The sequence below is a fragment of the Enterobacter cloacae complex sp. P40C2 genome (assembly GCF_014930695.1).
GTDB lineage: Bacteria > Pseudomonadota > Gammaproteobacteria > Enterobacterales > Enterobacteriaceae > Enterobacter > Enterobacter pasteurii.
The window spans coordinates 235,680-259,467 of sequence record NZ_JADBRP010000003.1 but is presented as its reverse complement, the minus strand read 5'-3'; the positions used below and the strand labels follow the sequence as shown (position 1 = coordinate 259,467).

General features: G+C 55.9%; 22 protein-coding genes. 11 read left to right on the top strand and 11 right to left on the bottom strand.

The window, feature by feature from the left end; translation table 11 throughout:
* Positions 1 to 69: 69 nt before the first annotated feature.
* Positions 70 to 1,443: an MFS transporter gene (locus tag IM304_RS08925; RefSeq protein ID WP_193354631.1), complete on the top strand. Its 1,374-nt coding sequence runs from the start codon at positions 70 to 72 to the stop codon at positions 1,441 to 1,443.
* 51 nt (positions 1,444 to 1,494) lie between these two features.
* Here the strand turns inward: IM304_RS08925 and htpX are convergent, their stop codons facing one another.
* From htpX to IM304_RS08905, 4 genes are all read right to left on the bottom strand, one after another.
* Positions 1,495 to 2,376 carry a protease HtpX gene (gene htpX, locus IM304_RS08920; protein WP_003859899.1) on the bottom strand — a complete coding sequence of 294 codons (882 nt, stop codon included), beginning with the start codon at positions 2,374 to 2,376 and terminating at the stop codon, positions 1,495 to 1,497.
* A 193-nt stretch (positions 2,377 to 2,569) separates the two neighbouring features.
* Positions 2,570 to 4,618: a carboxy terminal-processing peptidase gene (gene prc, locus IM304_RS08915; protein ID WP_193354633.1), complete on the bottom strand. Its 2,049-nt coding sequence runs from the start codon at positions 4,616 to 4,618 to the stop codon at positions 2,570 to 2,572.
* 19 nt (positions 4,619 to 4,637) lie between these two features.
* The gene (proQ, locus tag IM304_RS08910; RefSeq protein WP_176610053.1) at positions 4,638 to 5,324 is read right to left on the bottom strand and encodes an RNA chaperone ProQ; all 687 of its coding nucleotides are present in this window, start codon (positions 5,322 to 5,324) and stop codon (positions 4,638 to 4,640) included.
* A 96-nt stretch (positions 5,325 to 5,420) separates the two neighbouring features.
* Positions 5,421 to 5,918 (bottom strand): GAF domain-containing protein, encoded by a 498-nt coding sequence (locus tag IM304_RS08905; RefSeq protein ID WP_176610052.1) that lies wholly within the window; start codon positions 5,916 to 5,918, stop codon positions 5,421 to 5,423.
* A gap of 132 nt (positions 5,919 to 6,050) precedes the next feature.
* Between IM304_RS08905 and yebS the strand changes: the two genes are divergently transcribed.
* The 4 genes from yebS (at position 6,051) to IM304_RS08885 (ending at position 11,801) form a co-directional block, all read left to right on the top strand.
* On the top strand, positions 6,051 to 7,334 hold the full coding sequence (gene yebS / locus IM304_RS08900; protein WP_148418053.1) for a membrane integrity lipid transport subunit YebS: 1,284 nt from the start codon (positions 6,051 to 6,053) through the stop codon (positions 7,332 to 7,334).
* Positions 7,303 to 9,936 carry a PqiB family protein gene (locus tag IM304_RS08895; protein WP_193354635.1) on the top strand — a complete coding sequence of 878 codons (2,634 nt, stop codon included), beginning with the start codon at positions 7,303 to 7,305 and terminating at the stop codon, positions 9,934 to 9,936. Before yebS ends, IM304_RS08895 begins: the two co-directional genes overlap by 32 nt.
* Positions 9,937 to 10,007: 71 nt before the next feature.
* Positions 10,008 to 11,456, top strand: coding sequence for a 16S rRNA (cytosine(1407)-C(5))-methyltransferase RsmF (rsmF, locus tag IM304_RS08890; protein WP_322091059.1), 1,449 nt, complete (start codon positions 10,008 to 10,010; stop codon positions 11,454 to 11,456).
* A gap of 105 nt (positions 11,457 to 11,561) precedes the next feature.
* Positions 11,562 to 11,801 carry a YebV family protein gene (locus IM304_RS08885; protein WP_006176013.1) on the top strand — a complete coding sequence of 80 codons (240 nt, stop codon included), beginning with the start codon at positions 11,562 to 11,564 and terminating at the stop codon, positions 11,799 to 11,801.
* 34 nt (positions 11,802 to 11,835) lie between these two features.
* Here the strand turns inward: IM304_RS08885 and pphA are convergent, their stop codons facing one another.
* Positions 11,836 to 12,480: a protein-serine/threonine phosphatase gene (gene pphA / locus IM304_RS08880; protein WP_193354639.1), complete on the bottom strand. Its 645-nt coding sequence runs from the start codon at positions 12,478 to 12,480 to the stop codon at positions 11,836 to 11,838.
* A 167-nt stretch (positions 12,481 to 12,647) separates the two neighbouring features.
* Between pphA and IM304_RS08875 the strand changes: the two genes are divergently transcribed.
* The gene (locus IM304_RS08875) at positions 12,648 to 13,589 is read left to right on the top strand and encodes a VirK/YbjX family protein (protein WP_193354640.1); all 942 of its coding nucleotides are present in this window, start codon (positions 12,648 to 12,650) and stop codon (positions 13,587 to 13,589) included.
* Between the two features lie 756 nt (positions 13,590 to 14,345).
* Positions 14,346 to 14,756, top strand: coding sequence for a PAS domain-containing protein (locus tag IM304_RS08870; protein WP_193354641.1), 411 nt, complete (start codon positions 14,346 to 14,348; stop codon positions 14,754 to 14,756).
* 756 nt (positions 14,757 to 15,512) lie between these two features.
* Here IM304_RS08870 and IM304_RS08865 read toward each other — a convergent pair.
* From IM304_RS08865 to yobA, 3 genes are read right to left on the bottom strand one after another with little or no spacing between them, the layout of a single operon-like run.
* Positions 15,513 to 15,851 carry a YebY family protein gene (locus IM304_RS08865; protein WP_176610045.1) on the bottom strand — a complete coding sequence of 113 codons (339 nt, stop codon included), beginning with the start codon at positions 15,849 to 15,851 and terminating at the stop codon, positions 15,513 to 15,515.
* Between the two features lie 16 nt (positions 15,852 to 15,867).
* On the bottom strand, positions 15,868 to 16,737 hold the full coding sequence (copD, locus tag IM304_RS08860) for a copper homeostasis membrane protein CopD (protein WP_193354642.1): 870 nt from the start codon (positions 16,735 to 16,737) through the stop codon (positions 15,868 to 15,870).
* Between the two features lies 1 nt (position 16,738).
* Positions 16,739 to 17,110, bottom strand: coding sequence for a CopC domain-containing protein YobA (gene yobA / locus IM304_RS08855; RefSeq protein ID WP_193354722.1), 372 nt, complete (start codon positions 17,108 to 17,110; stop codon positions 16,739 to 16,741).
* A 137-nt stretch (positions 17,111 to 17,247) separates the two neighbouring features.
* Between yobA and IM304_RS08850 the strand changes: the two genes are divergently transcribed.
* The 3 genes from IM304_RS08850 (at position 17,248) to exoX (ending at position 18,927) form a co-directional block, all read left to right on the top strand.
* A complete protein-coding gene (locus IM304_RS08850) occupies positions 17,248 to 17,478 on the top strand; it encodes a DNA polymerase III subunit theta (protein WP_003859784.1) in 231 nt (76 codons plus the stop codon).
* A gap of 111 nt (positions 17,479 to 17,589) precedes the next feature.
* Positions 17,590 to 18,240: a carbon-nitrogen hydrolase family protein gene (locus tag IM304_RS08845; RefSeq protein WP_193354643.1), complete on the top strand. Its 651-nt coding sequence runs from the start codon at positions 17,590 to 17,592 to the stop codon at positions 18,238 to 18,240.
* A 24-nt stretch (positions 18,241 to 18,264) separates the two neighbouring features.
* Positions 18,265 to 18,927 (top strand): exodeoxyribonuclease X, encoded by a 663-nt coding sequence (gene exoX, locus IM304_RS08840; RefSeq protein ID WP_148418063.1) that lies wholly within the window; start codon positions 18,265 to 18,267, stop codon positions 18,925 to 18,927.
* Here exoX and ptrB read toward each other — a convergent pair.
* Positions 18,909 to 20,984 carry an oligopeptidase B gene (ptrB, locus tag IM304_RS08835; RefSeq protein ID WP_148418064.1) on the bottom strand — a complete coding sequence of 692 codons (2,076 nt, stop codon included), beginning with the start codon at positions 20,982 to 20,984 and terminating at the stop codon, positions 18,909 to 18,911. The two genes, exoX and ptrB, sit on opposite strands and share 19 nt — an antisense overlap.
* 75 nt (positions 20,985 to 21,059) lie before the next feature.
* The gene (locus tag IM304_RS08830; RefSeq protein WP_148418065.1) at positions 21,060 to 21,710 is read right to left on the bottom strand and encodes a tellurite resistance TerB family protein; all 651 of its coding nucleotides are present in this window, start codon (positions 21,708 to 21,710) and stop codon (positions 21,060 to 21,062) included.
* A 171-nt stretch (positions 21,711 to 21,881) separates the two neighbouring features.
* On the opposite strand from IM304_RS08830, the gene purT reads away from it, so the two are divergent.
* Positions 21,882 to 23,060: a formate-dependent phosphoribosylglycinamide formyltransferase gene (purT, locus tag IM304_RS08825; RefSeq protein WP_193354644.1), complete on the top strand. Its 1,179-nt coding sequence runs from the start codon at positions 21,882 to 21,884 to the stop codon at positions 23,058 to 23,060.
* Positions 23,061 to 23,109: 49 nt separating this feature from the next.
* On the opposite strand, the gene kdgA is transcribed toward purT, so the two are convergent.
* Complete coding sequence (kdgA, locus tag IM304_RS08820) at positions 23,110 to 23,751, bottom strand: bifunctional 4-hydroxy-2-oxoglutarate aldolase/2-dehydro-3-deoxy-phosphogluconate aldolase (protein WP_023300441.1); 642 nt, start codon at positions 23,749 to 23,751, stop codon at positions 23,110 to 23,112.
* Between the last annotated feature and the right edge of the window lie 37 nt (positions 23,752 to 23,788).

The window sequence follows — 23,788 nt, the reverse complement described above, 5'->3', positions numbered from 1 at the left end:
CATAAAACTGAAATAACGATGCTAAAATAGTTACCCTGAAAATAATTTCACCCTGAGCCATTTTTTTCCATGCAAAAACACCTTTCTGATGGCCTGCCCTTACCCCAGCGGTACGGCGCAATTGCCACTATTATCATCGGTATTTCGATGGCCGTCCTTGACGGCGCTATTGCCAACGTTGCCCTCCCCACAATAGCCAGCGATCTTAACGCGTCTCCGGCAAGCTCAATCTGGATTGTGAACGCGTACCAGATAGCGATTGTGATTTCACTCCTGTCACTCTCGTTCCTGGGCGATATGTTTGGCTATCGCCGGGTTTACCAGTGCGGGCTGGTGGTGTTTACGCTCACCTCGCTGTTCTGCGCCCTTTCCGATTCACTTCATACCCTGACGATAGCGCGTATTGCCCAGGGGTTCGGCGGCGCGGCGCTGATGAGCGTCAATACGGCCCTGATACGGCTCATCTATCCCCATCGCCACCTTGGGCGCGGCATGGGAATTAACTCGTTTATTGTCGCGGTGTCGTCTGCCGCCGGGCCGACGATTGCCGCCGCGATTCTCTCCGTCGCGTCGTGGCAGTGGCTGTTTGCCATCAACGTGCCGCTTGGCATTGTGGCCATCTTCTTCGCGCTGCGTTATCTCCCGGAGAATGGCCCGAAAAGCACCGTACCGCGTTTCGACCTGCCCAGCGCAGTGATGAACGCGCTGACGTTTGGCCTGCTTATTACCGCCCTTAGCGGCTTTGCGCAGGGGCAGTCGCTGACGCTAATCGCCGCAGAAGCAGTGGCTATGCTCACCGTCGGCTTTTTCTTCGTTCGTCGCCAGCTGGCGCTGCCGGTACCGTTATTACCGGTAGACTTGCTGCGCATTCCGCTGTTTTCACTCTCGATTTGCACCTCGATCTGCTCGTTCTGCGCCCAGATGCTGGCGCTGGTTGCCCTGCCGTTCTTCCTGCAGAGCGTAATTAGCCGTTCGGAGGTGGAAACGGGCCTGTTGCTCACGCCCTGGCCTCTGGCAACGATGGTGATGGCTCCGCTGGCCGGATACCTTATCGAGCGCGTGCATGCCGGGCTGCTGGGGGCTATCGGGCTGGTCGTGATGGCAATAGGGCTGTTCTCATTGGCGCTGCTGCCCTCGTCGCCGGGCGATCTGGATATTATCTGGCGCATGATCCTGTGCGGTGCAGGTTTTGGTCTGTTCCAGTCACCCAACAACCACACCATTATCACCTCCGCTCCGCCGCAGCGCAGCGGTGGCGCCAGCGGGATGCTGGGAACGGCGCGGCTGCTGGGACAAAGCACCGGGGCCGCCCTGGTGGCGCTGATGTTCAATCTTGCCGGGCAACACGCGACCCACGTTGCGCTGCTTACCGCCGGAGCGCTGGCGACCCTCGCGGCTATCGTCAGCGGGCTTCGCGTCACCCAGCCGCGGGTACAGGCATAAAAAAACCGGGCGGAGAGAGTCTCCTGCCCGGCTTTTTTCAACCCTATAGCGTTACTTCAGGTATTCACCGCTGCGCAGCGCTTCAATGCGTTTATCCAGCGGCGGGTGAGACATAAACAGCTCACTCAGCGATTTCGATTTGCCGTTGATGCAGAAAGCCATCATGCTGTTCGCTTCCTGCGGCTCGTAGCTGGTTTTCAGACGCTGCAGCGCGGCAATCATCTTCTCACGACCTACCAGCTTCGCTGAGCCGGCATCCGCATGGAACTCGCGGTGGCGGGAGAACCACATGGTAATGATGCTTGCCAGAATGCCAAACACCAGCTCCAGCACCATTGAAACCGCAAAATAGATCAGCGGGTTACCGTTGCTCTCTTCACCCTCGTCACGGTTGCCCCCCATAAACCCGGCGGCGATCTGCGCCAGAATACGGGAGATGAAGATAACGAAGGTGTTCACTACGCCCTGGATCAGGGTCATGGTGACCATATCACCGTTGGCAATGTGGCTGATCTCGTGGGCAATAACCGCTTCCGCTTCGTCGCGGCTCATGTTTTGCAGCAGACCGGTACTGACGGCCACCAGAGAGGCGTCACGACGCGCGCCGGTGGCGAAGGCGTTGATATCCGGCGCGTGGTAAATTGCCACCTGCGGCATGGCAATGCCCGCCTGCTTTGACTGCTGAGCAACCGTGCTCATCAGCCACTGTTCCATATCGTTACGCGGCTGCTCAATAACTTCACCGCCCACGGATTTCAGCGCCATCCACTTCGACATCAGCAGTGAAATGAAGGAGCCACCAAAACCAAACAGCAGCGCCATAATCAACAGACCCTGAACGCTGCTCGACTGAATTCCCGTCAGGCTTAGCACCAGCCCGAAAACCACCATTACCGCCAGGTTGGTGAGCAGGAAGAGCGCGATTCGCATCATAATATTCTTTTAACCTCAGTTTAACAAAACGCACTATGCGATTACCCACATCGTATGGGTATTCCGGCTATTTTCAAGCATCCAGGCGGCGTAAGTCACCAGAAAGACACAACTTTACACAATTGGAAATCTGCTTGACGGGAGAGTGCGGAACAAAAAGAAACAGGCACAATCGCTTGTGCCTGTTGGGGGATTATTTTGCCGGAGCGGGTTGCACGGCAGGCTTCTCTTTTTCCAGATTCGCCAGGTCGAGCGCGATATGCACCGTCTCGTCGAGGTACGGATCCGGCTCCTGGTAATCTTTAGGCAGATCGTCCAGCTTCTTGAGCAGCGGCTTGCCTTCACGTTTGAAGCGATCGTTAATACGCGCCAGACGCGTTGCATCATCTTCGTTGTTCTCTTTCTCACGCTGAGCGAAGTTAAGAGAGACAATGTTCCGTTTCGCTTTCAGGGCATTGAAACGCGCGATGTCCTTCATGATGTACTGGAATTCCGGATCTTTCACGATGCGGTCGTTATGATTTTTCAACAGTTCCGGTCCGAACTGTTTCATATCACCCGACTTCACGAATGTCGCGGCATCAATGCTGTCCCACGGCAGCGCATTATCTTCAAACTTCTCGCCCGTTTCCGTCTCTTCGGTACCTGTCGGCATCAGGATATCCGGCGTAACGCCCTTACGCTGCGTACTCCCGCCGTTCACGCGGTAGAATTTCTGAATGGTGTACTGTACGGAACCCAGCGCAGGCCATTCCGGGCGCAGCATCTGGTCGTAGATACGGTTCAGAGAGCGGTACTGCTGAACGGTGCCTTTACCAAAGGTCGGTTCACCGACGATTAGCGCACGGCCATAGTCCTGCATCGCAGCAGCAAAGATTTCGGATGCAGACGCGCTGAAGCGGTCGACCAGTACCACCAGCGGGCCTTTGTAGTAGACCACGCCGTCGGTGTCGGCATCTTCACGCACCTTACCGTTGTTATCACGCACCTGCACCACCGGGCCGGACGGGATAAACAGACCGGACAGCGAGACCGCTTCGGTCAGGGCGCCGCCGCCGTTGCTGCGCAGATCGATGATCACGCTGCTGACGTTTTGCTTCTCGAGCTTCTGCAACTGCACCTTCACATCGTCGGTCAGGCCAACATAGAAGCCAGGGATATCAAGAACGCCAACCTTCTCTTTACCGACGGTTTTCACCGACATTTTCACCGCGCGATCTTCCAGGCGGATACGCTCGCGGGTCAGGGTAATGATTCGGGTCTTGGTCCCCTTACCGGCAGGGAGAATTTCCAGGCGAACTTTGCTGCCCTTTGGCCCTTTAATCAGCGCAACCACGTCGTCGAGACGCCAGCCGATCACGTCTACCATGCTCTGGCCGCTCTGACCGACGCCCACAATGCGGTCACCAACGCTGATCGCTTTGCTTTTGGATGCAGGACCGCCGGCCACCATGGAGTTGATTACGGTGTAGTCATCGTCCATCTGGAGCACCGCACCAATACCTTCCAGAGACAGGCTCATTTCGGTATTGAACTGTTCGGTGTTACGCGGAGAGAGGTAATTAGTGTGCGGGTCAATTTCATGGGCAAACGCGGTCATCGCCAGCGAGAAGACATCTTCACTGTTGGTCTGCGCCAGGCGACGGATGGCAAATTTGTAGCGACGGTTTAGCGTCTCACGAATCTCTTTCTCGTCTTTACCCGTGAGCTTGAGGCTCAGTTCGTCGTACTTAACCTTTGCGTCCCACAGCGCGTTCAGTTCGGCCTCGTCTTTCGGCCATGGCGCTTTGCTACGGTCCAGATTAAAGGTGTCGTTGCCGGTAAAGTCCATCGGACGTTCCAGCACCTTCAGCGCGTATTGATAACGTTCAAAACGGCGCTTTTGCGATAAATTGTACAGATCGTAGAACAGATCCAGCTTTCCGGAGCGCAGCTCATCACCCACTTCGGATTTGCGTTTAGCGAACTGTTCGACATCGCTGGCCAGCAGTACGTTGTGGCTGTAATCCAGCAAGTTCAGATAACGGTCAAAGATTTTGGCCGAGAAGGCCTGATCGAGATCGAACTGACGATAGTGCGAACGAGTAAAGCGCGACGTCACGCGCTCACTCACCGTCGCGTGCTGCGTCTCTTCCTTGAGAACAGGAATTTGATCAACACGCGTAATATCGTCCACAGCGAAAGCGTGGCCTGTTATAGCAAACAGGCCAGCCAGCGCGGTGAGCTTAAAAAAAGTGTTCATGCCAGGCTCGGCCTCCGTTTCAGAACAACAAGTGTTCTGCGCGTACAATCATTGACATACCAGAAGTCAGCTGTACACGAACGCCATCTTTGGTGATTTCCAGTACGGTGGCGTCCATCGCGTTGTTACCCGCTTTCACCTTCAGCGCCTGACCCACGCTCAGCGCGTTGATGTCAGAAACCGGGGTGTGGCGCGGCTCTTCGCGCGGCGCACGTGGGGCTTTAGCTGCTGGTTTGTCAGCACGCGGTTTGCGATCGTTATTTTCAGAACGACGCGGTGCCGGGCGTGGTTTGCGCTCGCGACGAGGGGCGTCTTCCTGACCGTTTGCCGCTGCGGCTTCGCGTTTTTTCGCCTGCTGCTCCGCACGCTGTGCCTGCACGCGAGCTTTGGCTTCTTCAAGCTGCTTGCGTGCGTGCTCTACGTGCTGCTCATCCAGCTCACCGCACGGGTTGCCGTCAAGGTCGACACGGGTCGCGCCCGGCTTGATACCGTACAGGTAACGCCAGCTTGAGGTATAAAGGCGTAAGGCAGAACGAAGCTGCGTTTTGCTGAGGTTCATTTCGCCCTCAACGCGCGCGACCAGATCCTGAAAGATACCGACTTTCAGAGGACGCGCTTCACCTTCAGCGCTGAAGCACTGCGGGAAACGCTCGGCCAGAAATGCGATAACTTCTTTACTGCTATTCAACTTAGGTTGATTTTCCATGAAATTTCCTGATTACAACGGACGTTGCCAACAAGCGCAGGCATGAACAGGCGACATTATAATGACGCTATCAGTAAATGCTACGTTATCCGTTGATTATCCTGCGACGCTCGCAAAGAATTTATGATAATCGGTTGCTGCCAGAACATTTTCCAGGTTCGCCGCCAGCTCGCGCAGCCCCTGTTCGTCCTCGGCAGTAAAGCGGCTGAAGACCGTACTGTCGATATCCAGAACGCCAATAATCTGATTTTTGACCACCAGCGGCAGAACGATCTCTGAATTGCTGGAGGCATCGCAGGCGATATGCCCATCAAACGCGTGGACATCTTCAACGCGCTGAACCTGACGGGTTGCCACCGCGGTACCGCATACGCCGCGCCCTACCGGAATGCGCACGCAGGCAAGCTTGCCCTGGAAAGGCCCAAGCACCAGCGTTTCACCTTCAAGCAGGTAAAAGCCCGCCCAGTTCACGTCTGAAAGGCGTTCGAACAGTAACGCGCTGGTATTTGCCAGAGTGGCTAAGAAACTGGTTTCCCCCGCCATTAATGCCTTAAAATCGCGATTCAGATCCGCGTAGAATTCTGTTTTGTTCATTATTCAATCACTTAGTTATCTTACATATTTACCGCATAGCCTATTAAAATAAGCATTAAATGCGCTCATGCTCAAGATGAATCCGTTCATGAGTTATTATAACTTTCAACATTACTAATCTGCGCGCGACTCATGGCCATAAAAACACCCAAAATTACGCCGACAAGCAAGATCGTTGTCCATACGGTAAGCCAGCCTTTGCCTCGTGCACATTATCAGCGTTGCCCCCAGTGCGATACGCTTTTTATGTTGCCGAAGATGAAATCGCATCAAAGCGCCTTTTGCCCGCGCTGCGATGCCAAAATCCGCGACGGACGAGACTGGTCATTAACGCGTCTGGCGGCAATGGCGGTGACGATGCTGCTGCTGATGCCCTTCGCCTGGACCGAGCCGCTGCTGAAGCTCTATCTCCTGGGCGTGCGAATCGACGCCAACGTACTGCAGGGGATCTGGCAGATGACGCGCGAGGGCGATCCGCTCACCGGCGCGATGGTGCTGTTCTGCGTCGTCGGCGCGCCGCTGGTGCTGGTCGCGGCGATTGCCTACCTGTGGTTTGGCAACATCCTGGGGATGAACCTGCGCCCGGTCCTGCTCATGCTGGACAAGCTCAAGGAGTGGGTGATGCTGGATATCTATCTGGTCGGCGTCGGCGTCGCCTCCATCAAGGTGCAGGACTATGCGTTTTTGCAGCCCGGCATTGGCCTTTTCGCGTTTATTTCGCTGGTCCTGCTGAGCATTCTGACCATGATTCATCTGAACGTTGAACAGCTCTGGGAGCGATTTTACCCCCAGCGCCCTGCCACCCGGCCAGATGAAAACCTGCGCGTCTGCCTGGGATGCCACTACACCGGCCTGCCGGATGGGCGTGGACGGTGCCCGCGCTGCCATATACCGTTAAGATTACGGCGCAACAATAGCCTGCAAAAATGCTGGGCGGCCTTAATCGCTTCCCTGGTATTTTTATTCCCGGCAAACATGCTGCCGATCTCCGTGATATACGTAAACGGCGCCCGCCAGGAAGACACGATCCTTTCCGGGATTATCTCCCTTGCACACAGCAACGTGGGGGTTGCCGCCATCGTTTTTATCGCCAGTATCCTGGTGCCGTTTACTAAAGTGGTGGTGATGTTCACGCTGCTCATCAGCATCCACTTTAAGTGCGAACAAGGACTTCGCACCCGCATCCTGCTTCTGCGATTCGTGACCTGGATAGGTCGCTGGTCGATGTTGGATCTGTTCGTGATTTCGTTAATGATGTCGCTCATTAATCGCGATCAGCTACTTGCTTTTACCATGGGACCCGCAGCTTTTTATTTCGGCTCTGCGGTGATATTGACTATTCTTGCAGTGGAATGGCTGGACAGCCGCTTACTTTGGGACGCACATGAGTCAGGAAACGCCCGCTTCGCCGACTGAAGCGAGAATTAAAACAAAACGCCGCATTTCGCCATTCTGGCTACTGCCTGTCATCGCGCTGCTGATTGCAGGCTGGCTTATCTGGACGAGCTATGAAGATCGCGGAAGCACCATCACCATTGACTTCCAGTCTGCGGACGGCATTGTCGCCGGACGGACTCCCGTTCGCTTCCAGGGGGTGGAAGTGGGGACCGTACAGGATATTTCCCTGGGCAAAGGACTGAACAAAATCCAGGTACGGGCAAGCATTAAGTCCGACATGCAGGACGCCCTGCGCGCCGAAACGCAGTTCTGGCTGGTGACGCCTAAAGCCTCTCTGGCCGGCGTTTCGGGGCTGGATGCCCTCGTTGGCGGTAACTATATCGGCATGATGCCCGGCAAAGGTGAGCCCCAGGATCACTTTGTTGCGCTGGATACGCAGCCGAAATACCGGCTCAATAACGGGGATTTGATGATTCATCTCCGCGCGCCGGATCTAGGCTCCCTGAACAGCGGCTCACTGGTCTATTTCCGTAAAATTCCGGTCGGCCGCGTCTACGATTACGCCATCAACCCAAACAAAGATGGCGTGACCATTGACGTGCTCATTGAGCGGCGCTTTACCAGCCTGGTGAAAAAAGGCAGCCGCTTCTGGAACGTTTCGGGCGTTGATGCCGACCTGAGCCTGAGCGGTGCGAAGGTGAAGCTCGAAAGCCTGGCGGCGCTGGTAAATGGCGCTATCGCCTTTGATTCCCCGGAAGGCTCAAGCCCGGCCGCCGCAGAAGATACGTTTGGCCTGTACGCGGACCTGGCGCACAGCCAGCGCGGCGTTATCGTCAAGCTGACCCTGCCGGATGCTAAAGGGCTGAAGGCCGGCTCGACTCCGCTCATGTACCAGGGGTTAGAGGTCGGTCAGCTGACAAAATTAACCCTCAACGCGGGCGGCTCCGTTACCGGTGAAATGACCGTGGATCCAAGCGTGGTCGATCTCCTGCGCGAAAAAACGCGCATTGAGCTGCGTAATCCGAAGCTGTCGCTCAGCGACGCCAGCATCAGCACCCTGCTGACGGGCAGTACCTTCGAGCTGATCCCGGGTGAAGGTCCTCCGAACAAAAGCTTTGTTATCGCGCCGGCGGATAAAGCCCTGCTGCAAAAGCCAGGCGTGCAGACCGTAACGCTTAACGCCCCGGAGAGCTATGGTATCGAGGCCGGGCAACCGCTGATCCTGCACGGCGTGCAGGTAGGCCAGGTTCTGGAGCGCAAGCTGTCGGAAAAAGGGGTCTCCTTCTCCGCCGCCATCGATCCGCAGTACGGCAACCTGGTTCACGGCGACAGCAAATTCGTGGTTAACAGCCGCGTCGACGTGAAGGTGGGCCTGGACGGCGTTGAGTTCCTGGGAGCCAGCGCCAGCGAGTGGGTAAACGGCGGGATCCGCATTCTGCCGGGCAGCAAAGGCGCGCTGCGCGAAAGCTATCCGCTGTTTGCCAATCTGGATAAGGCAATCGAAAACAGCCTGGGCGACCTGCCGACCACCACCCTGACCCTGAGCGCTGAAACGCTGCCGGACGTACAGGCGGGCTCGGTCGTGCTGTATCGTAAATTTGAGGTCGGGGAAGTGATCACCGTTCGCCCTCGCGCGGACGCGTTTGATATCGAACTGCACATTAAGCCGGAATACCGCAAGCTGCTCACGCCAAACAGCGTGTTCTGGGCAGAGGGCGGCGCGAAGGTACAGCTCAACGGCAGCGGCCTGACCGTGCAGGCCTCTCCCCTCTCTCGTGCCCTGCGCGGGGCTATCAGCTTTGATAACCTGAGCGGCGCGGGCGGCAATATGCGTAAAGGCGACAAGCGGATCCTCTTCTCGTCAGAAACCGCTGCGCGCGCCGTCGGCGGGCAGATCACGCTGCACACCTTTGATGCCGGCAAGCTGGCGGAAGGGATGCCAATCCGCTATCTGGGCATCGATATCGGGCAGGTGCAGAAGCTGAAGCTGATCACCGCGCGCAACGAAGTCCAGGCCACCGCCGTGCTTTATCCGGAATACGTGCAGACGTTTGCCCGTGCAGGCTCGCGCTTCTCGGTGGTTACGCCGCAAATCTCTGCCGCCGGCGTTGAGCACCTCGACACCATTCTCCAGCCGTACATCAACGTTGAACCGGGTCGCGGCAATACGCGTCGCGAATTTGAACTGCAGGAAGCGACCATTACCGATTCCCGTTACCTGGACGGCCTGAGCATTGTGGTTGAAGTGCCGGAGGCGGGTTCGCTGGGCATTGGCACGCCGGTGCTGTTCCGCGGTATCGAGGTGGGAACGGTAACGAGCCTGACGCTGGGGAACCTGTCCGACCGCGTGATGGTCGGCCTGCGCATCAGCCAGCGTTATCAGCACCTGGTGCGCAACAACTCGGTGTTCTGGCTGGCTTCAGGCTACTCGCTGGACTTCGGCCTCACCGGCGGGGTGGTGAAAACCGGCACCTTCAACCAGTTCATTCGCGGGGGCATTGCCTTTGCCACGCCGCCGGGCACGCCTCTGGCACCTAAGGCGCAGGCGGGTAAACACTTCCTGCTGCTGGAAAGTGAACCGAAAGAGTGGCGTGAATGGGGAACGGCGCTGCCGCGTTAATCTCACAGGCTCCGGTGTCAACGCGCCGGAGCCTTTATGCTACACTGCTCGCCTGAATGTTTCCCTGTGGTGTGCCCGTGGCTCAAAACTCCGTATTTCTTCCTGAACAGTTCCTGGCGCAGATGCGCGAGGCGCTTCCCGCTCATCTCTCTTTTGATGATTTTATCGCTGCCTGCCAGCGCCCCTTGCGCCGGAGCATTCGCGTCAATACGCTCAAAATCAGCGTCGAGGCGTTTCTGGATCTTGTCTCCCCCTACGGCTGGCAGCTAACGCCGGTCCCGTGGTGTGAAGAGGGTTTCTGGATCGAGCGGGATGATGAAGAGAGCCTGCCGCTCGGCAGCACCGCCGAACACCTGAGCGGGCTGTTTTATATTCAGGAAGCCAGCTCCATGCTGCCGGTTGCCGCGCTGTTTGCCGATGACAATCAGCCTGAGCGGGTAATGGACGTCGCCGCGGCGCCCGGCTCTAAAACCACCCAGATTGCCGCCCGGATGCACAACCGCGGCGCCATCCTCGCCAACGAATTTTCAGCCAGCCGCGTCAAAGTCCTGCATGCCAATATCAGCCGCTGCGGGATCCACAACGTGGCACTGACGCACTTCGACGGACGCGTGTTTGGGGCCGCTCTGCCGGAGGCCTTTGACGCCATCCTGCTGGACGCCCCCTGCTCCGGCGAAGGCGTGGTGCGTAAAGATCCCGATGCGTTAAAAAACTGGTCCGTTGAAAGCAACCTGGAGATCGCCGCCACGCAGCGTGAACTGATCGACAGCGCCTTTCATGCCCTGCGCCCCGGCGGGACGCTGGTTTACTCCACCTGCACGCTGAACCGCGATGAAAACGAGGACGTCTGCCTGTGGCTGAAGCAACGCTATGCGGATGCCGTCGAGTTTCTCCCGCTGGACGCCCTCTTCGATTCGGCCAATGCGGCCGCCACGCCTGAAGGCTTCCTGCACGTCTTCCCGCAGATTTACGACTGCGAAGGCTTCTTCGTCGCGCGTCTGCGCAAAACATGCGCCGTTGCCCCTCTCCCTGCCCCTAAGTTTAAGGTCGGCAACTTCCCGTTCTCCCCGGTCAAAGGACGAGATGCGGCGCAGGCAGAGGCGGCTGCCGGCAAAGTGGGCCTGCGCTGGGATGAGAGCCTGCGCCTCTGGATGCGCGACAAAGAGCTGTGGCTGTTCCCTGCGAATATCGAACCGCTGATTGGTAAGGTGCGCTTCTCCCGCCTCGGTATTCGCCTCGCGGAAATCCACAACAAGGGCTACCGCTGGCAGCATGAAGCGGTTATTGCGCTGGCCGGTCGTGAAAACACCTTCGCCCTGACGCATCAGGAAGCGGAAGAGTGGTATCGCGGCCGTGACGTTTATCCGGAAAACGGCCCGGCGCAGGATGAAGTTATCGTGACGTATCAGGGCTATCCGCTGGGGCTGGCAAAAAAAGTTGGCTCGCGGCTAAAAAACAGCTATCCGCGTGAATTGGTACGCGATGGCCGCCTGTTTACCGGTAACAGCCGCACCGCCTGAAAAAAACGCATTTTTTTACTGGCGATTTCGCTCTCCTTGTCTAGGCTCAAAGATGGGTGGCTGTACTGGTCATACCAGATTTTGGGCAACGAACCGGAGAGCATTATGACGAAAACCAGCGTACGCATTGGCGCTTTTGAAATCGACGACGCTGAACTGCGCGGCGAAGCACAAGGCGATCGAACGTTAAGTATTCCCTGCAAATCCGATCCGGATTTGTGCATGCAGCTGGATGCCTGGGACGCGGATACCAGCGTCCCGGCTATTCTTGATGGGGAACATTCCGTTCTGTACCGTGAGCATTACGACAGTAAAACCGATGCCTGGGTCCTGCGTCTTGCGTGACCCAAAGAGAACCCGCCCGAAGGCGGGTTATTTATTACTGAAGCTGCACCAGCGTCAGAAAGCCTCCAAAAACCGCCCCCGTATCGATATAGTGCAGATTGTTAAAATCATATCGTTTGTCTAAAGGCGTATGCCCGAACCAGAAGTGATCCGCGCCGCTGATGCCCTGCCCTTTACCCGCCATCAGCCCCGTTAAGCGATCTCGATCCCACAGCACGCGCTGCGCATCCACCGGCCTGTTCCAGACATATTCGGCTGACGGATAATCCGCATGGGCGACAACGTTCAGCCCGTTTGCGCAGGTTATTTCAATGACGTGCGGTAAGGCCCGACACGCGTCGAGTAAAGCCATCGCCTGTTTTTGCTCGTCACCCTTAAGCCCGGTAAACCAAATACCGCCATTTATCGACCAGAGAGTAATATTATTATTTTCAAGCGCATCCAGCGCCATTTGCTCGTGGTTGCCGCGAACAGCGCAAAACCATTTTTCCTGCACTAGCTGTAAACATTTTACGCTGTCAGGCCCGCGGTCGATAATATCCCCCACCGAGATCAGCAGATCCGCGTCAGGATTAAAACGCCGCTGCTTCAGCTCCTCCATAAGCCCCTGATAGCAGCCATGAATGTCGCTGACAACCCAGACATGACGCCAGCGATCCCCGCTAATTTTCCGATACATAACGCCTCCTGTAAAAAGTATAGCTGCAACAGAAAATGTCATGGGCTGACGTCAGACGCCTCGAATCCAAACGAATCGTAAACCAGCCGGAAATAAAGATCGCTGCGCTATTAATCCCTTATCCCCGGCCCTTTAAAATAGTGCGGAATAAAACGAGGGATTTTCACGTGTCAAACATACACCTGCAAAACGATGTTTTTTACCCACATCGTACAAATATTATTTCTGAACTGGTGAAGGGAAAACGCGTTCCTGGCCCTATATGGCAGAAACGTGAATACCGGTTAAAGTTCCTGTTGCGCTCGCTTTTATTCTGGTCCTCCACCCATCGCATGCTGGAGGCGCTGTCCGGACGCGACGACTTTGACAAACTGCTGGCGTCTCAAATTACGCTGCCGAGCAAAACCCACCGCCAGTATCTGATGCGCGGCCTGAACTCAAGCGACAGAGCGGATGCTATCGTCAGCCACTATGACTGGATCGATAGTCTGAAAAATACCGCCCTTGCCCACGCCCTGACCAGCCCGCAGGAGATGCCGGTTGTGCAGTTTGAGGCTAAAAACGGCGTCACGTATACCGTCAATGCCTCGTCCGCGGGTAAAGCCGAGCGCGAAGGCGAAAGCACGCTGTGGCTGCACGACAGCGACAACACGCTGCTCGCCAGCCTGACCTTTTGCGTCGCACGCAGCAACGGCCGCGCGGTGCTGGTGATCGGTGGGCTCCAGGGTCCGCGTCGCAACGTGCCGCGTGAGGTGATTAAAGAGGCCACCCGCGCGTGCCACGGTCTTTTCCCGAAGCGCGTGCTGATGGAGGTAGTCTTTCAGCTTGCCGCACGCTCGAACATCAGCGCTATTTTTGCCGTCAGCGATGAAGGACATGTGTTCCGCGCGCTGCGCTATCGCCTGAGCAAAGGCCGCCATTTCCACGCCAGCTATGACGAGTTCTGGGAAGGGCTCAACGGTAAAAAGGTCTCCCCATTCTGCTGGCAGCTGCCGCTGCGGATGGAACGTAAATCGTTAGAGGAGATTGCCAGCAAAAAACGCGCTGAATACCGGCGCCGCTTCGCGTTACTCGATGAAATCGCGGCATCGGTTGATTCGCGGTTTTAGCCCGCTGCCGCTTGAGGCAAAATAGACACAAAAATTTAACAATGCAGCCCAAAAGGACTGGACTTTCGCCCGTCGGGTGGTGAATGGTGAAGAAGGCAAACAGGACGTAAACCTCCTGTGAAGGCAATAAGCGGATAATATCGTTTGCTTTCATGCTGATCAAAGAAAACGACTTCGATTCCTGTTTTCTCTATGTCCAGTCCTTTAGTCTTAATTCAATACCCTTCCTCTGTAAACGTCATTTCCAGGGTTTCACCTTTACGTTCTCCAGATAAGACGAGCACATAATCGCTCTGTATCAAAATTATTCAAATGGATGCAGGACCAGTTTACGGTTGGCCTAAGTAGCTTTCATTTCCCTCCTGTCGCGTTATTTGAAAATGACGCATCCGCGTTAACCAACTCTTAGAACCAAAAATATTGAAGATTATAATAGATATAACTTCAGATAAATCAAAAGCGCCTTCTACTAACATCCATTGCACCCTTCATCCCCATTAAGAAACAAATCCCAAACAAATTCCCTAAATATAGCTACAGTTGAAACATTTTATAAATAAACAAAAAGTCAAAAAATCAACTCAATTTTATTTTTTTGTTGATTATTGCGAATTTTAAAATTAATCTCTACGGATCATAAGGTTCATTTTACATGCGCTTTATGATTAAGTTGGTTGAACGTTAAATAAATTATAATTTACGTTAAATGTTATAACTGGTTAATTTACCGCCAAAACTACGAGCCAAAGTATGATCATGCAATCACCAACCACACAACACGCTGTTTTTGTTGAAGATAAAAATAACGAGCTACTATCAAACCTGGTATCTGTTATATCGTCAGTAATGGATGCCATGGAAAAAGCGATACCCAAAAATATCGAGGTTGTTTTACATGATTTAACTCACCCCGATACATCAGTTATTAAAATCATTAACGGAGAGATTACGGCCAGAAAAAGAGGTGACTCATTATTGAAGGCTCCCGATAACAATGATGGTTTTGCAGGCATGCTCTTAAAAGACAGAGATCGTCTTAATCCGTTTATACTTAGTGGGTATAATTGCGTAATAAACACTGGCGAGGTAGTTAAAAGCGGCAGTAGCACATTCTATAATGACAACGGTGAACCTATCGCCGCATTTGCTATAAACGTTTTGGTTTAATCAGATAAATCCTATTACATTATCGTAATTCATATAAATATATAACGAGAGCATAAGCACTCGTCAGTCATTATATGCCCTCTTTGTGCAATGTCATATTGTCTATACGGGCCTGCGTTTTAATCTTTTAATACAAAGAGGGCTTTTGTCGCAAATACCATGAATAAAAAATCTTATTCATTGTATGCGTTATTATTACCATTCAACAACATGCGCTTCCTGCGATAGCAGAGCATTGCCTCCAGGCAGCAGTTTGCTCAGGGAGGCGATCGTCGAGGGGTAACTGGCAGGAACCCGGCTGCCCCCTTTTGACTTCATGCTTTACTCACCGGCACATCGCGGGGGAAGAATTTGCATTACGATTGCCGGGACACAAAAATTTAACAATGACCAAAAAATACCTGGACGCACGCGGTGCAGAGTATGTTATGGTTTAGACAGGATATGGAATATTCGAGTAATTTTCGGGGGCGTTCGTGTTGAGAACGGTAAATCCTTGAAAAATGAATAGATAAAAAGAGACCGAATACGATTCCTGTATTCGGTCCAGGGAAATGGCTCTTGGGAGAGAGCCGTGCGCTAAAAGTTGGCATTAATGCAGGCTCTGTCGCCTTGCCCTTTAAGAATAGATGACGACGTCAGGTTTTCCAGTCCACAGCAAAAGTGGCCTGAAAAAAAGCGTCAGAGCATCACTAAATGTGAAAAACCGCAGCGCTTTTGCAAGCCCTGCGGTTTTTTTTACTGGAAACCTGACGGCTAACAGAGCTTTTCTGCGCGCGCAATAAACGGTGCCAGGCTCTTCTTTTGCCCCGGATTAGCCGGATCGTCAACCTGAATCACGCTGACGGGCTGACCATTGCTTTTCCCGCTGGCTACCTGCCGCTCTGCCACGTCATTTAACGGATACTGGACCAGCGTGCTGGGATTAATGACGTACAGCGCGTGGCCGGGACGGCAGGTGAGCATCACCTCTTCGCGATTAAACGCCCAGTTATCCTTGCCCATCTCAAAACGGCTGACGGTAATCACCTGCGGTGCGGCCAGCGCGCTGCCCGCACTGGTAAGAAGTAAAAGAGAAAGCAGTGTCTTTTTCATATGTTTATTAACCTTGTCAGAAGGGTTCCCAGGTTGCGAAGAGACTGACTGCCGCCAGCACCAGCGCGCCCAGCACCACTTCTGCCTGTGTCATCCTGATAAAAATCTGTTGTTCCCGCCCGGCCTCAGGGCGAAAGCGTGGCACCAGAAAATACCGATTCGCCAGCGCAATTGCCACCATCATGATGACCAGCGCACATTTAAACAACAGCAGCCGTACGTAAGGCGCCTGCCACGGCACGTCAATGCCAACGATGAACAGCGTATTTACGAGCCCGGTAAGCAGCACGCCTGCAACGGCGTAATGCCCCACGCGGGAGAAGCGCATCATGGTAAAGATAGCCGCTGGCCGCCAGCGCCCTGTTGCCAGACGCATGCAGAAAAGCAGCGGCACCAGACCGCCCAGCCAGGTCGCGGCACAAAGAAGATGAAGCGCATGGTTCAGACGGTGCAGCGCCCCCGGAGCGCCTGCGTCCATCGCGGCATGCCCAACCCCTGCCAGCAGCACGAGCTGTCCCATGGCAAGCAGTAACAGCCGTGAGCCTTTATGTGGTGCCAGCCATGCTGCGCCCACGGTGACCGCTGCCAGAACCATTTGCCACAGCCAGACGCCGCCAAACTGCGTCCCCAGCACGCTGCGCCAGACCTCCGGGCTAACGACATCGCCCCAGCCGTTGCCCATCAATCCGCTTTGCAGGCCAAACATCAGCCCAGCCGTCACCAGGCCGATGAGGGCCGCGACCTTCTGCTGTAGCTGGAAACGCTGCGTCATCAGACGCTGCAGCGACGATGGCGCAAACCAGACGCTGTATAACGCGTTGCCAAAGAGCAGCATCAGCGCGGAAAAATGGATAAAGCGTAACGCTACGTAGCTCAGTGCCAGCATACTATTTCACGCTAAAGCGATAGCTGCCCCTGGTTTTGTGGCCGTCCACTGAAACCACGTGCCAATCCACCGTGTAAGTGCCCGTCGCCAGCGGCTGCTCAAGAGGAACGATCAGCCGCGCGTTGTCCTTCTCGTCACGCTTCACCGCGCCGGTTTTGATCTTCTGCTGCTGCGCGTCGGTCACCGCTACCCCGCTAAAGGCTGGCTCAATGCCTTCCGAGAAGCTCAGGGTGATGAACTTCGGCGCCGCCGCGACCGTATTTGCCTGCGGGGATTGCTGTTTAAGATGGGCGTGGGCCAGAGCCGAGGGCGTTACTGCCGAGGATACAAGGAAAACCAGCGCGCACGCGACGCGGGAAGGGGTAAGATGCATCACAATCATTCCTTTTCGTTATGCCTGAATGGTAAAGAATAACGCTGTATAATAGACGAGTCGAGGATCATCCTTTGCTCCCTTGTCATCGTTGAATAATCGCGGTAACGTTGCCGCCGCAGAAAAAGGAGAAGGAAATGAACGTTAATCTGGCCGCCCTTCCTCAGGACGAGATGGACAAAGTCAACGTCGATCTCGCCGCCGCTGGCGTTGCATTTAAAGAGCGTTACAACATGCCCGTTGTGGCCGAAGTGGTTGAACGTGAGCAGCCCGCGCATCTTCGCGACTGGTTTCGCGAACGCCTGATCGCGCATCGCCTCGCGTCGGTTAACCTCTCGCGCCTGCCGTACGAACCTAAAGTTAAATAAGCTTAACGTCTCGTTACACTTCCTTACGCGTTATGTGGCAGGATAAGAAAACCCTGATAAATTTAGGTGTAATCTTAGAATCCCAGCGACTCAGTGTATAAGGAAGTCACGATGTCACGATGGAATATTGCCGCGGCCCAGTATGCCCCGCGGCACGGCTGCGTAGACGAGCACGTAAAACACCACCTGCATTTCATTGACGAAGCAGCCCGGCAAGGGTGCGATTTAATCGTCTTTCCGGAGCTGTCGCTTACCGGCCCCGGGGATCCAACGTTACCTCCGCCACCCGACGATTTACAGCTTGCTCCCCTCCTTCACGCCGCGCAGTCGCGCTTTATCACGGTAATTGCCGGCGTAACGCTCCAGCAACACGGCCAGCGCCAGAAGGGCCTCGCGCTTTTTACCCCCAGCCTCTCGACCATTCGCCGTTATCCCCAGGGCAACGGGGCGGGCGTGATCCCAGGCGACAAACGCTTAGCCATTGTTGATAACCAGGGTGAAGCCCCGGAGCTGGATCCGGAGGCGACGCTGTTTACCAGCAGCCTTGCGGTGGGCGATCACCGCTGGCGGCAGTCCATTAGCGCGCTACAGCGCTTCGCACACAAATACGCTATTGCCGTTTTAATGGCGAACGCGCGCGGCGGGAGCGCGCTATGGGATGAGAAAGGCCAGCTGATCGTTCGCGCCGATAAGGGCGAGCTGCTGCTAACCGGTTCTTTAGGCCGACAGGGTTGGCAAGGCGATATCATTCCTTTAGGCTAGGCATTTTAGGATCAGGAGCGATCGATGCTGCGCGTTATCGATACCGAAACTTGCGATTTGCAGGGTGGAATTGTGGAAGTCGCTTCCGTCGACGTGATTGACGGAAAGATAGTCAACCCGATGAGTCACCTGGTGCGGCCAGATCGCCCCATCAGCGCGCAGGCGATGGCCATTCATCGCATTACGGAGTCGATGGTGGCGGACAAGCCGTGGATTGAAGAGATCATTCCTCACTATCACGGCAGTCAGTGGTACGTGGCGCACAACGCCAGCTTTGACCGCCGCGTGCTGCCGGAAATGCCCGGCGAGTGGATTTGCACCATGAAGCTGGCGCGCCGCCTGTGGCCGGGGATCAAGTACAGCAATATGGCGCTGTATAAGTCACGCAAGCTCAGCGTGCGGACGCCGGAGGGGCTGCATCATCACCGGGCCCTGTATGACTGCTACATCACCGCCGCGTTGCTGATAGACATCATGAATACCTCTGGCTGGACGCCGGATGATATGGCAACCATTACCGGGCGTCCCGCGCTCCTGACCACCTTCACGTTCGGTAAATATCGTGGAAAACCGGTGGCGGAAGTTGCGGATAAGGATCCGGGCTACCTGCGCTGGCTGTATAACAACCTCGACAGAATGAGCCCGGAACTGCGCCTGACGCTGAAGCATTACTTAGGCGAAGCCTGAGTTCCCGCATGGCCTGGCAGCGTACCCTGCGCCAGGCCAATCAAAAAGGCGTACTCCAGCGCCACCCCTTCGTACGATTTAAATCGCCCTGACTTACCGCCGTGCCCGGAGTCCATGTCGGTACACAGCAGCAGCAGGTTATCGTCGGTTTTCAGCTCGCGCAGCTTCGCCACCCATTTCGCGGGCTCCCAGTACTGGACCTGCGAATCGTGCAGGCCGGTGGTCACCAGCATGTGCGGGTAGGCTTTCGCCTCGACGTTATCGTAGGGGCTGTACTCCTTCATGTACCGGTAATACGTTTCATCCTGCGGGTTACCCCACTCCTCGAACTCGCCGGTCGTCAGCGGTATGGACTCGTCCAGCATGGTCGTCACCACGTCCACAAACGGCACCTGGGCGATAACCCCCTTAAAACGTTCGGGACGCTGGTTGATTACGGCCCCCATTAACATTCCGCCCGCGCTGCCCCCCATGCCAAAGCAGAGCTGCGGATCGCCATACCCCTGCGCGATCAGCGCGTCGCAGACGTCAAGGTAATCATTAAAGGTGTTTTTCTTTTTGAGGAATTTACCGTCTTCGTACCAGTGCTGCCCAAGCTCGCCGCCGCCGCGAATATGGGCGATGGCATAGACAAAGCCGCGGTCGAGCAGGCTCAGCCTGCTGCTGCTGAAATCGGCATCCATGCTGGATCCGTAAGAGCCGTAGCCGTAGACCAGAATGGGGTTTTTGCCCTTGCTGAAGTGGTCCTTGTGATAGACGAGGGACACGGGGACTTCAACGCCGTCGCGCGCGGTCACCCACAGGTGCTCGCTGCGGTAGTTTTCCGACTCGAACCCTCTGACCTCCGCCTGCTTAATCACCTGACGCTGCCCGGTATCCATATCCAGCTCAAACAGCGTATCCGGAGTGGTCATGGAGGAATATCCGTACCGCAGACGTGACGATTCCGGTTCCGGGTTAAAGCCAATCCACGTCACGTAGGCCGGATCGTCAAACGCAATGCCCACCACCTCGCGGGTTTTGCGGTTGATCTGGCGGATACTGGTCAGCCCGCGCTGGCGCTCCTCCACCACCAGCCAGTCGGTGAACAGGGTAAAGCCCTCAAGCATTACCTGATCGCGCGCGGGAATTAACACTTCCCACTTGCGTTCATCGCGTACTTTGGTTTTATAGAGACCAAAGTTTTTGCCCTCCCGGTTGGAGCGCAGGTAAAAGCTGTGCTGGAAGTGATCGAGGCTGTACTCATGATCTTTACGGCGCGGCAGGAAGCACAAAGGCTGCGCATCCGGCAGTTCGGCATCCAGCAGCAGCACTTCGGATGTCGTGGCGCTGGAGAGGAAAATAATCACGTAGTGGCGCGATGACGTTTTATGCAGGCTGACGTAGAACGTTTCGTCTTTTTCCTCGTAGACCAGTTCATCGTCGGCGGAATCGGTCCCTACCGTATGACGCCACACCTGGTAAGGCAGCAGCGTTGAGGCATGCTTTTTAACGTAGTAGACCGTTTCCGAATCGTTGCCCCAGACGAAATCCGGGGAGACATTTTCCAGCATCTCGGGATACCAGTTTCCCGTTTCGAGATTGCGAAAACGCAACCCGTACTGGCGGCGGGAGAGGTAATCCTCAGCCAGCGCCATAATGGCGTTATCCGGTGAGATCGACATGCCGCCCAGGGTGTAAAACTCGCTGTGGGCCGCGCGCCTGTTGGCATCCAGCAGTATATCCCATTCGTCCCACTCGGCGCTCAGCACCGACTGTCGCTGGTAGATGGGATACTCGTTTCCGGGTTCATAGATATGGCGATAGCGATAGCCGTTTTTAGTCCACGGGGCGGAGATATCGCGCTGGGGGATACGCTGCACCATTTCATTCAGCAGCCTATCCTGAAGCGCCTGCTGGGTGGCCATGACCTTCCGGCCATAGTCGTTTTCTTCGTGCAGATAGTCGAGCACTTCTGGCCGGGAACGAGAGTCGTCCCGCAGCCAGTAGTAGTTATCTATACGCGTATCGCCATGCGTGACGATCGCATAAGGAGTACGTCGGGCTTTTGGAGGCATGGCATTCTTACTTTTTCGTTTTACATCCTATAAGGTTGGCAAAACGCGCGCATGATGCAAGCGAAACATGGCCTCCTAGCCCACAAGCGCCTGTTTCTGCTGCTGGATATCCTTCTCGATGCCCTCGCGAACGTCCTGCGGGATCTTCAGCGCATCGCCCAGCGCGTTCAGGTAGCTTCGCTCCATAAAGTGGTCGATGTCGATGGCGGCACAGCTCAGGAAGTAGAGTTCCAGCGCCTCTTCTTCGTTTTTTACGCCCTGCGCCAGGCGCTGCGGATCGAGCGGCTGTTCGATAGCTTTCGCCACCAGCGCCCTGCCCTGCTCCTCAACGCCCGCTTCGCGCATCTGCTGGTCAATCGCGGCGCGTTCGTTATCGTCGATATGGCCGTCGCTTTTGGCCGCAAACACCAGCGCGAGGAGCAGCCGCTCGGTGCGTAAATCTAACGGCGACACCTGGTTTCCGTACTGCGGTTCATCCTGATGCGCGCTGCGCACCTTGTCTTTATATTTGTTCCACAAAACGGAGCCCGCAATGGCCCCTCCGCCCGCCAGCAGCGCGCCGGTGCCGTATTTAGTGAGCAGCTTGCGCGATGATTTATTGGCGACCAGCAAACCGGCCAGCCCGCCGAGCGCGCCCGGCACCAGCAGCTTGCTTAGCCCCTGCTCGCCGGACGACGAGCCTTTTTGTCCCAACAGGGATTGCAGTTGATTCATCCAGCCTGACATATTTTTCCTCACGTAACGGTGCTTAACGTTCACAGCCTAAGCGAGCAGGTGTCAGGAAATGTCTGTCAGTGCTAAAGAAGCGCAAATTTCTCGCCTGCCGCGGCGGTCACGGACAAGACAGACGCAAACGTTTTCGTTTATACTGCCCGCATCGTTTTCAGGGGGATTTTTATGACTCGTTTAGGAACTGCGCTGCGTCCTGCCGCGACGCGCGTCATGCTGTTAGGATCGGGCGAACTGGGAAAAGAAGTGGCCATTGAGTGCCAGCGTTTGGGCGTTGAGGTGATTGCGGTTGATCGTTATAAGGATGCACCTGCCATGCACGTTGCTCACCGCTCGCACGTTATCGACATGCTTGACGGTAACGCCCTGCGCGCGTTAATTGCCGGGGAAAAGCCGGATTTCGTGGTACCGGAGATTGAAGCCATTGCCACCGATATGCTGATCGCCCTTGAGCAGGAGGGACAGCGCGTGGTGCCCTGTGCTAAGGCGGCAAAACTGACCATGAACCGCGAAGGTATACGTCGTCTGGCAGCCGAGGAGCTGCAGCTTCCGACCTCCAGCTACCGTTTTGCCGGCGATAAAGCCGGGTTTATTCAGGCCGTTGAAGAAATTGGCTACCCGTGCATCGTTAAGCCCGTGATGAGCTCCTCCGGCAAAGGGCAGAGCTTTATCCGCGACAGCAGCACGCTGGACATGGCCTGGGACTATGCCCAGCAGGGCGGTCGTGCCGGGGCCGGTCGCGTCATCGTGGAAGGCGTGGTGAAGTTTGATTTTGAAATTACCCTGTTGACCGTCAGCGCCGTGGACGGCGTCCATTTCTGCGATCCGATTGGCCATCGCCAGGAAGACGGCGATTATCGCGAATCCTGGCAGCCGCAGCAGATGAGCGCCCTGGCGCTGGAGCGCGCGCGGGAAATCGCCCGCAAGACGGTGCTGGCCCTTGGGGGCTATGGCCTGTTCGGCGTCGAGCTGTTTGTATGCGGTGACGAGGTGATTTTCAGCGAAGTCTCCCCTCGCCCGCACGATACCGGAATGGTTACGCTGATTTCGCAGGATCTCTCCGAGTTCGCGCTGCACGTACGCGCCTTCCTCGGCCTGCCGGTTGGCGGCATCCGCCAGTACGGCCCGGCGGCATCAGCGGTTATTCTGCCGCAGTTGACCAGCCAGAACGTCACCTTTGATAACGTCGAAGGGGCGGTTGGCGCCGGGATGCAGGTCCGACTGTTTGGTAAACCGGAGATCGACGGCACCCGTCGTCTGGGCGTGGCCTTAGCGACGGGTAATACCGTAGACGAGGCCGTCTCGAGGGCGAAAGCGGCCGCCGCAGCCGTGAAGGTCGAAGGATAAAAAAAACGGGCCATCAGGCCCGTTTTTAGTTTGCAGGTCGGCAAAAGGCTTACTGCTTCGCGCCTTCAACCGCTTCGCGAGCCAGCTTAGTGATGCGATCCCAGTCGCCCGCTTCCAGCGCGTCCGCCGGAACCAGCCAGGAGCCACCGATGCACAGCACGCTTTTCAGCGCCAGGTAGTCGCGGTAGTTGGCCGGAGAGATGCCGCCCGTCGGGCAGAAACGCACCTGTGAGAAGGGACCCGCAATCGCCTGTAGCGCTTTGGTGCCGCCGTTGGCTTCCGCCGGGAAGAACTTGAACTCTTTCAGACCGTAGTCCATACCCAGCATCAGCTCAGAGACGGTGCTGATACCCGGGATCAGCGGAATGGTGCCCTCGGTTGCCGCTTTCAGCAGCGGCTCGGTCAGGCCCGGGCTGATGGCAAACTGCGCGCCCGCTTCGGTCACTTCCGCCAGCTGCTGCGCGTTCAGAACGGTGCCCGCACCGATAATGGCTTCCGGCACTTCTTTCGCGATAGCGCGGATCGCGTCCATCGCGCAGGCAGTACGCAGGGTCACTTCCAGAACGCGAACGCCGCCTGCAACCAGCGCTTTCGCCATAGGTACGGCGTGCTCCAGCTTATTCACCACGATAACCGGCACGACAGGGCCAGTGGTCAGGATTGCTTCTGCACTTGTTTTCCAGTTTTTCATCAGAGTTTTCTCTCGCCAGATCGTTAAAATCAAGTCG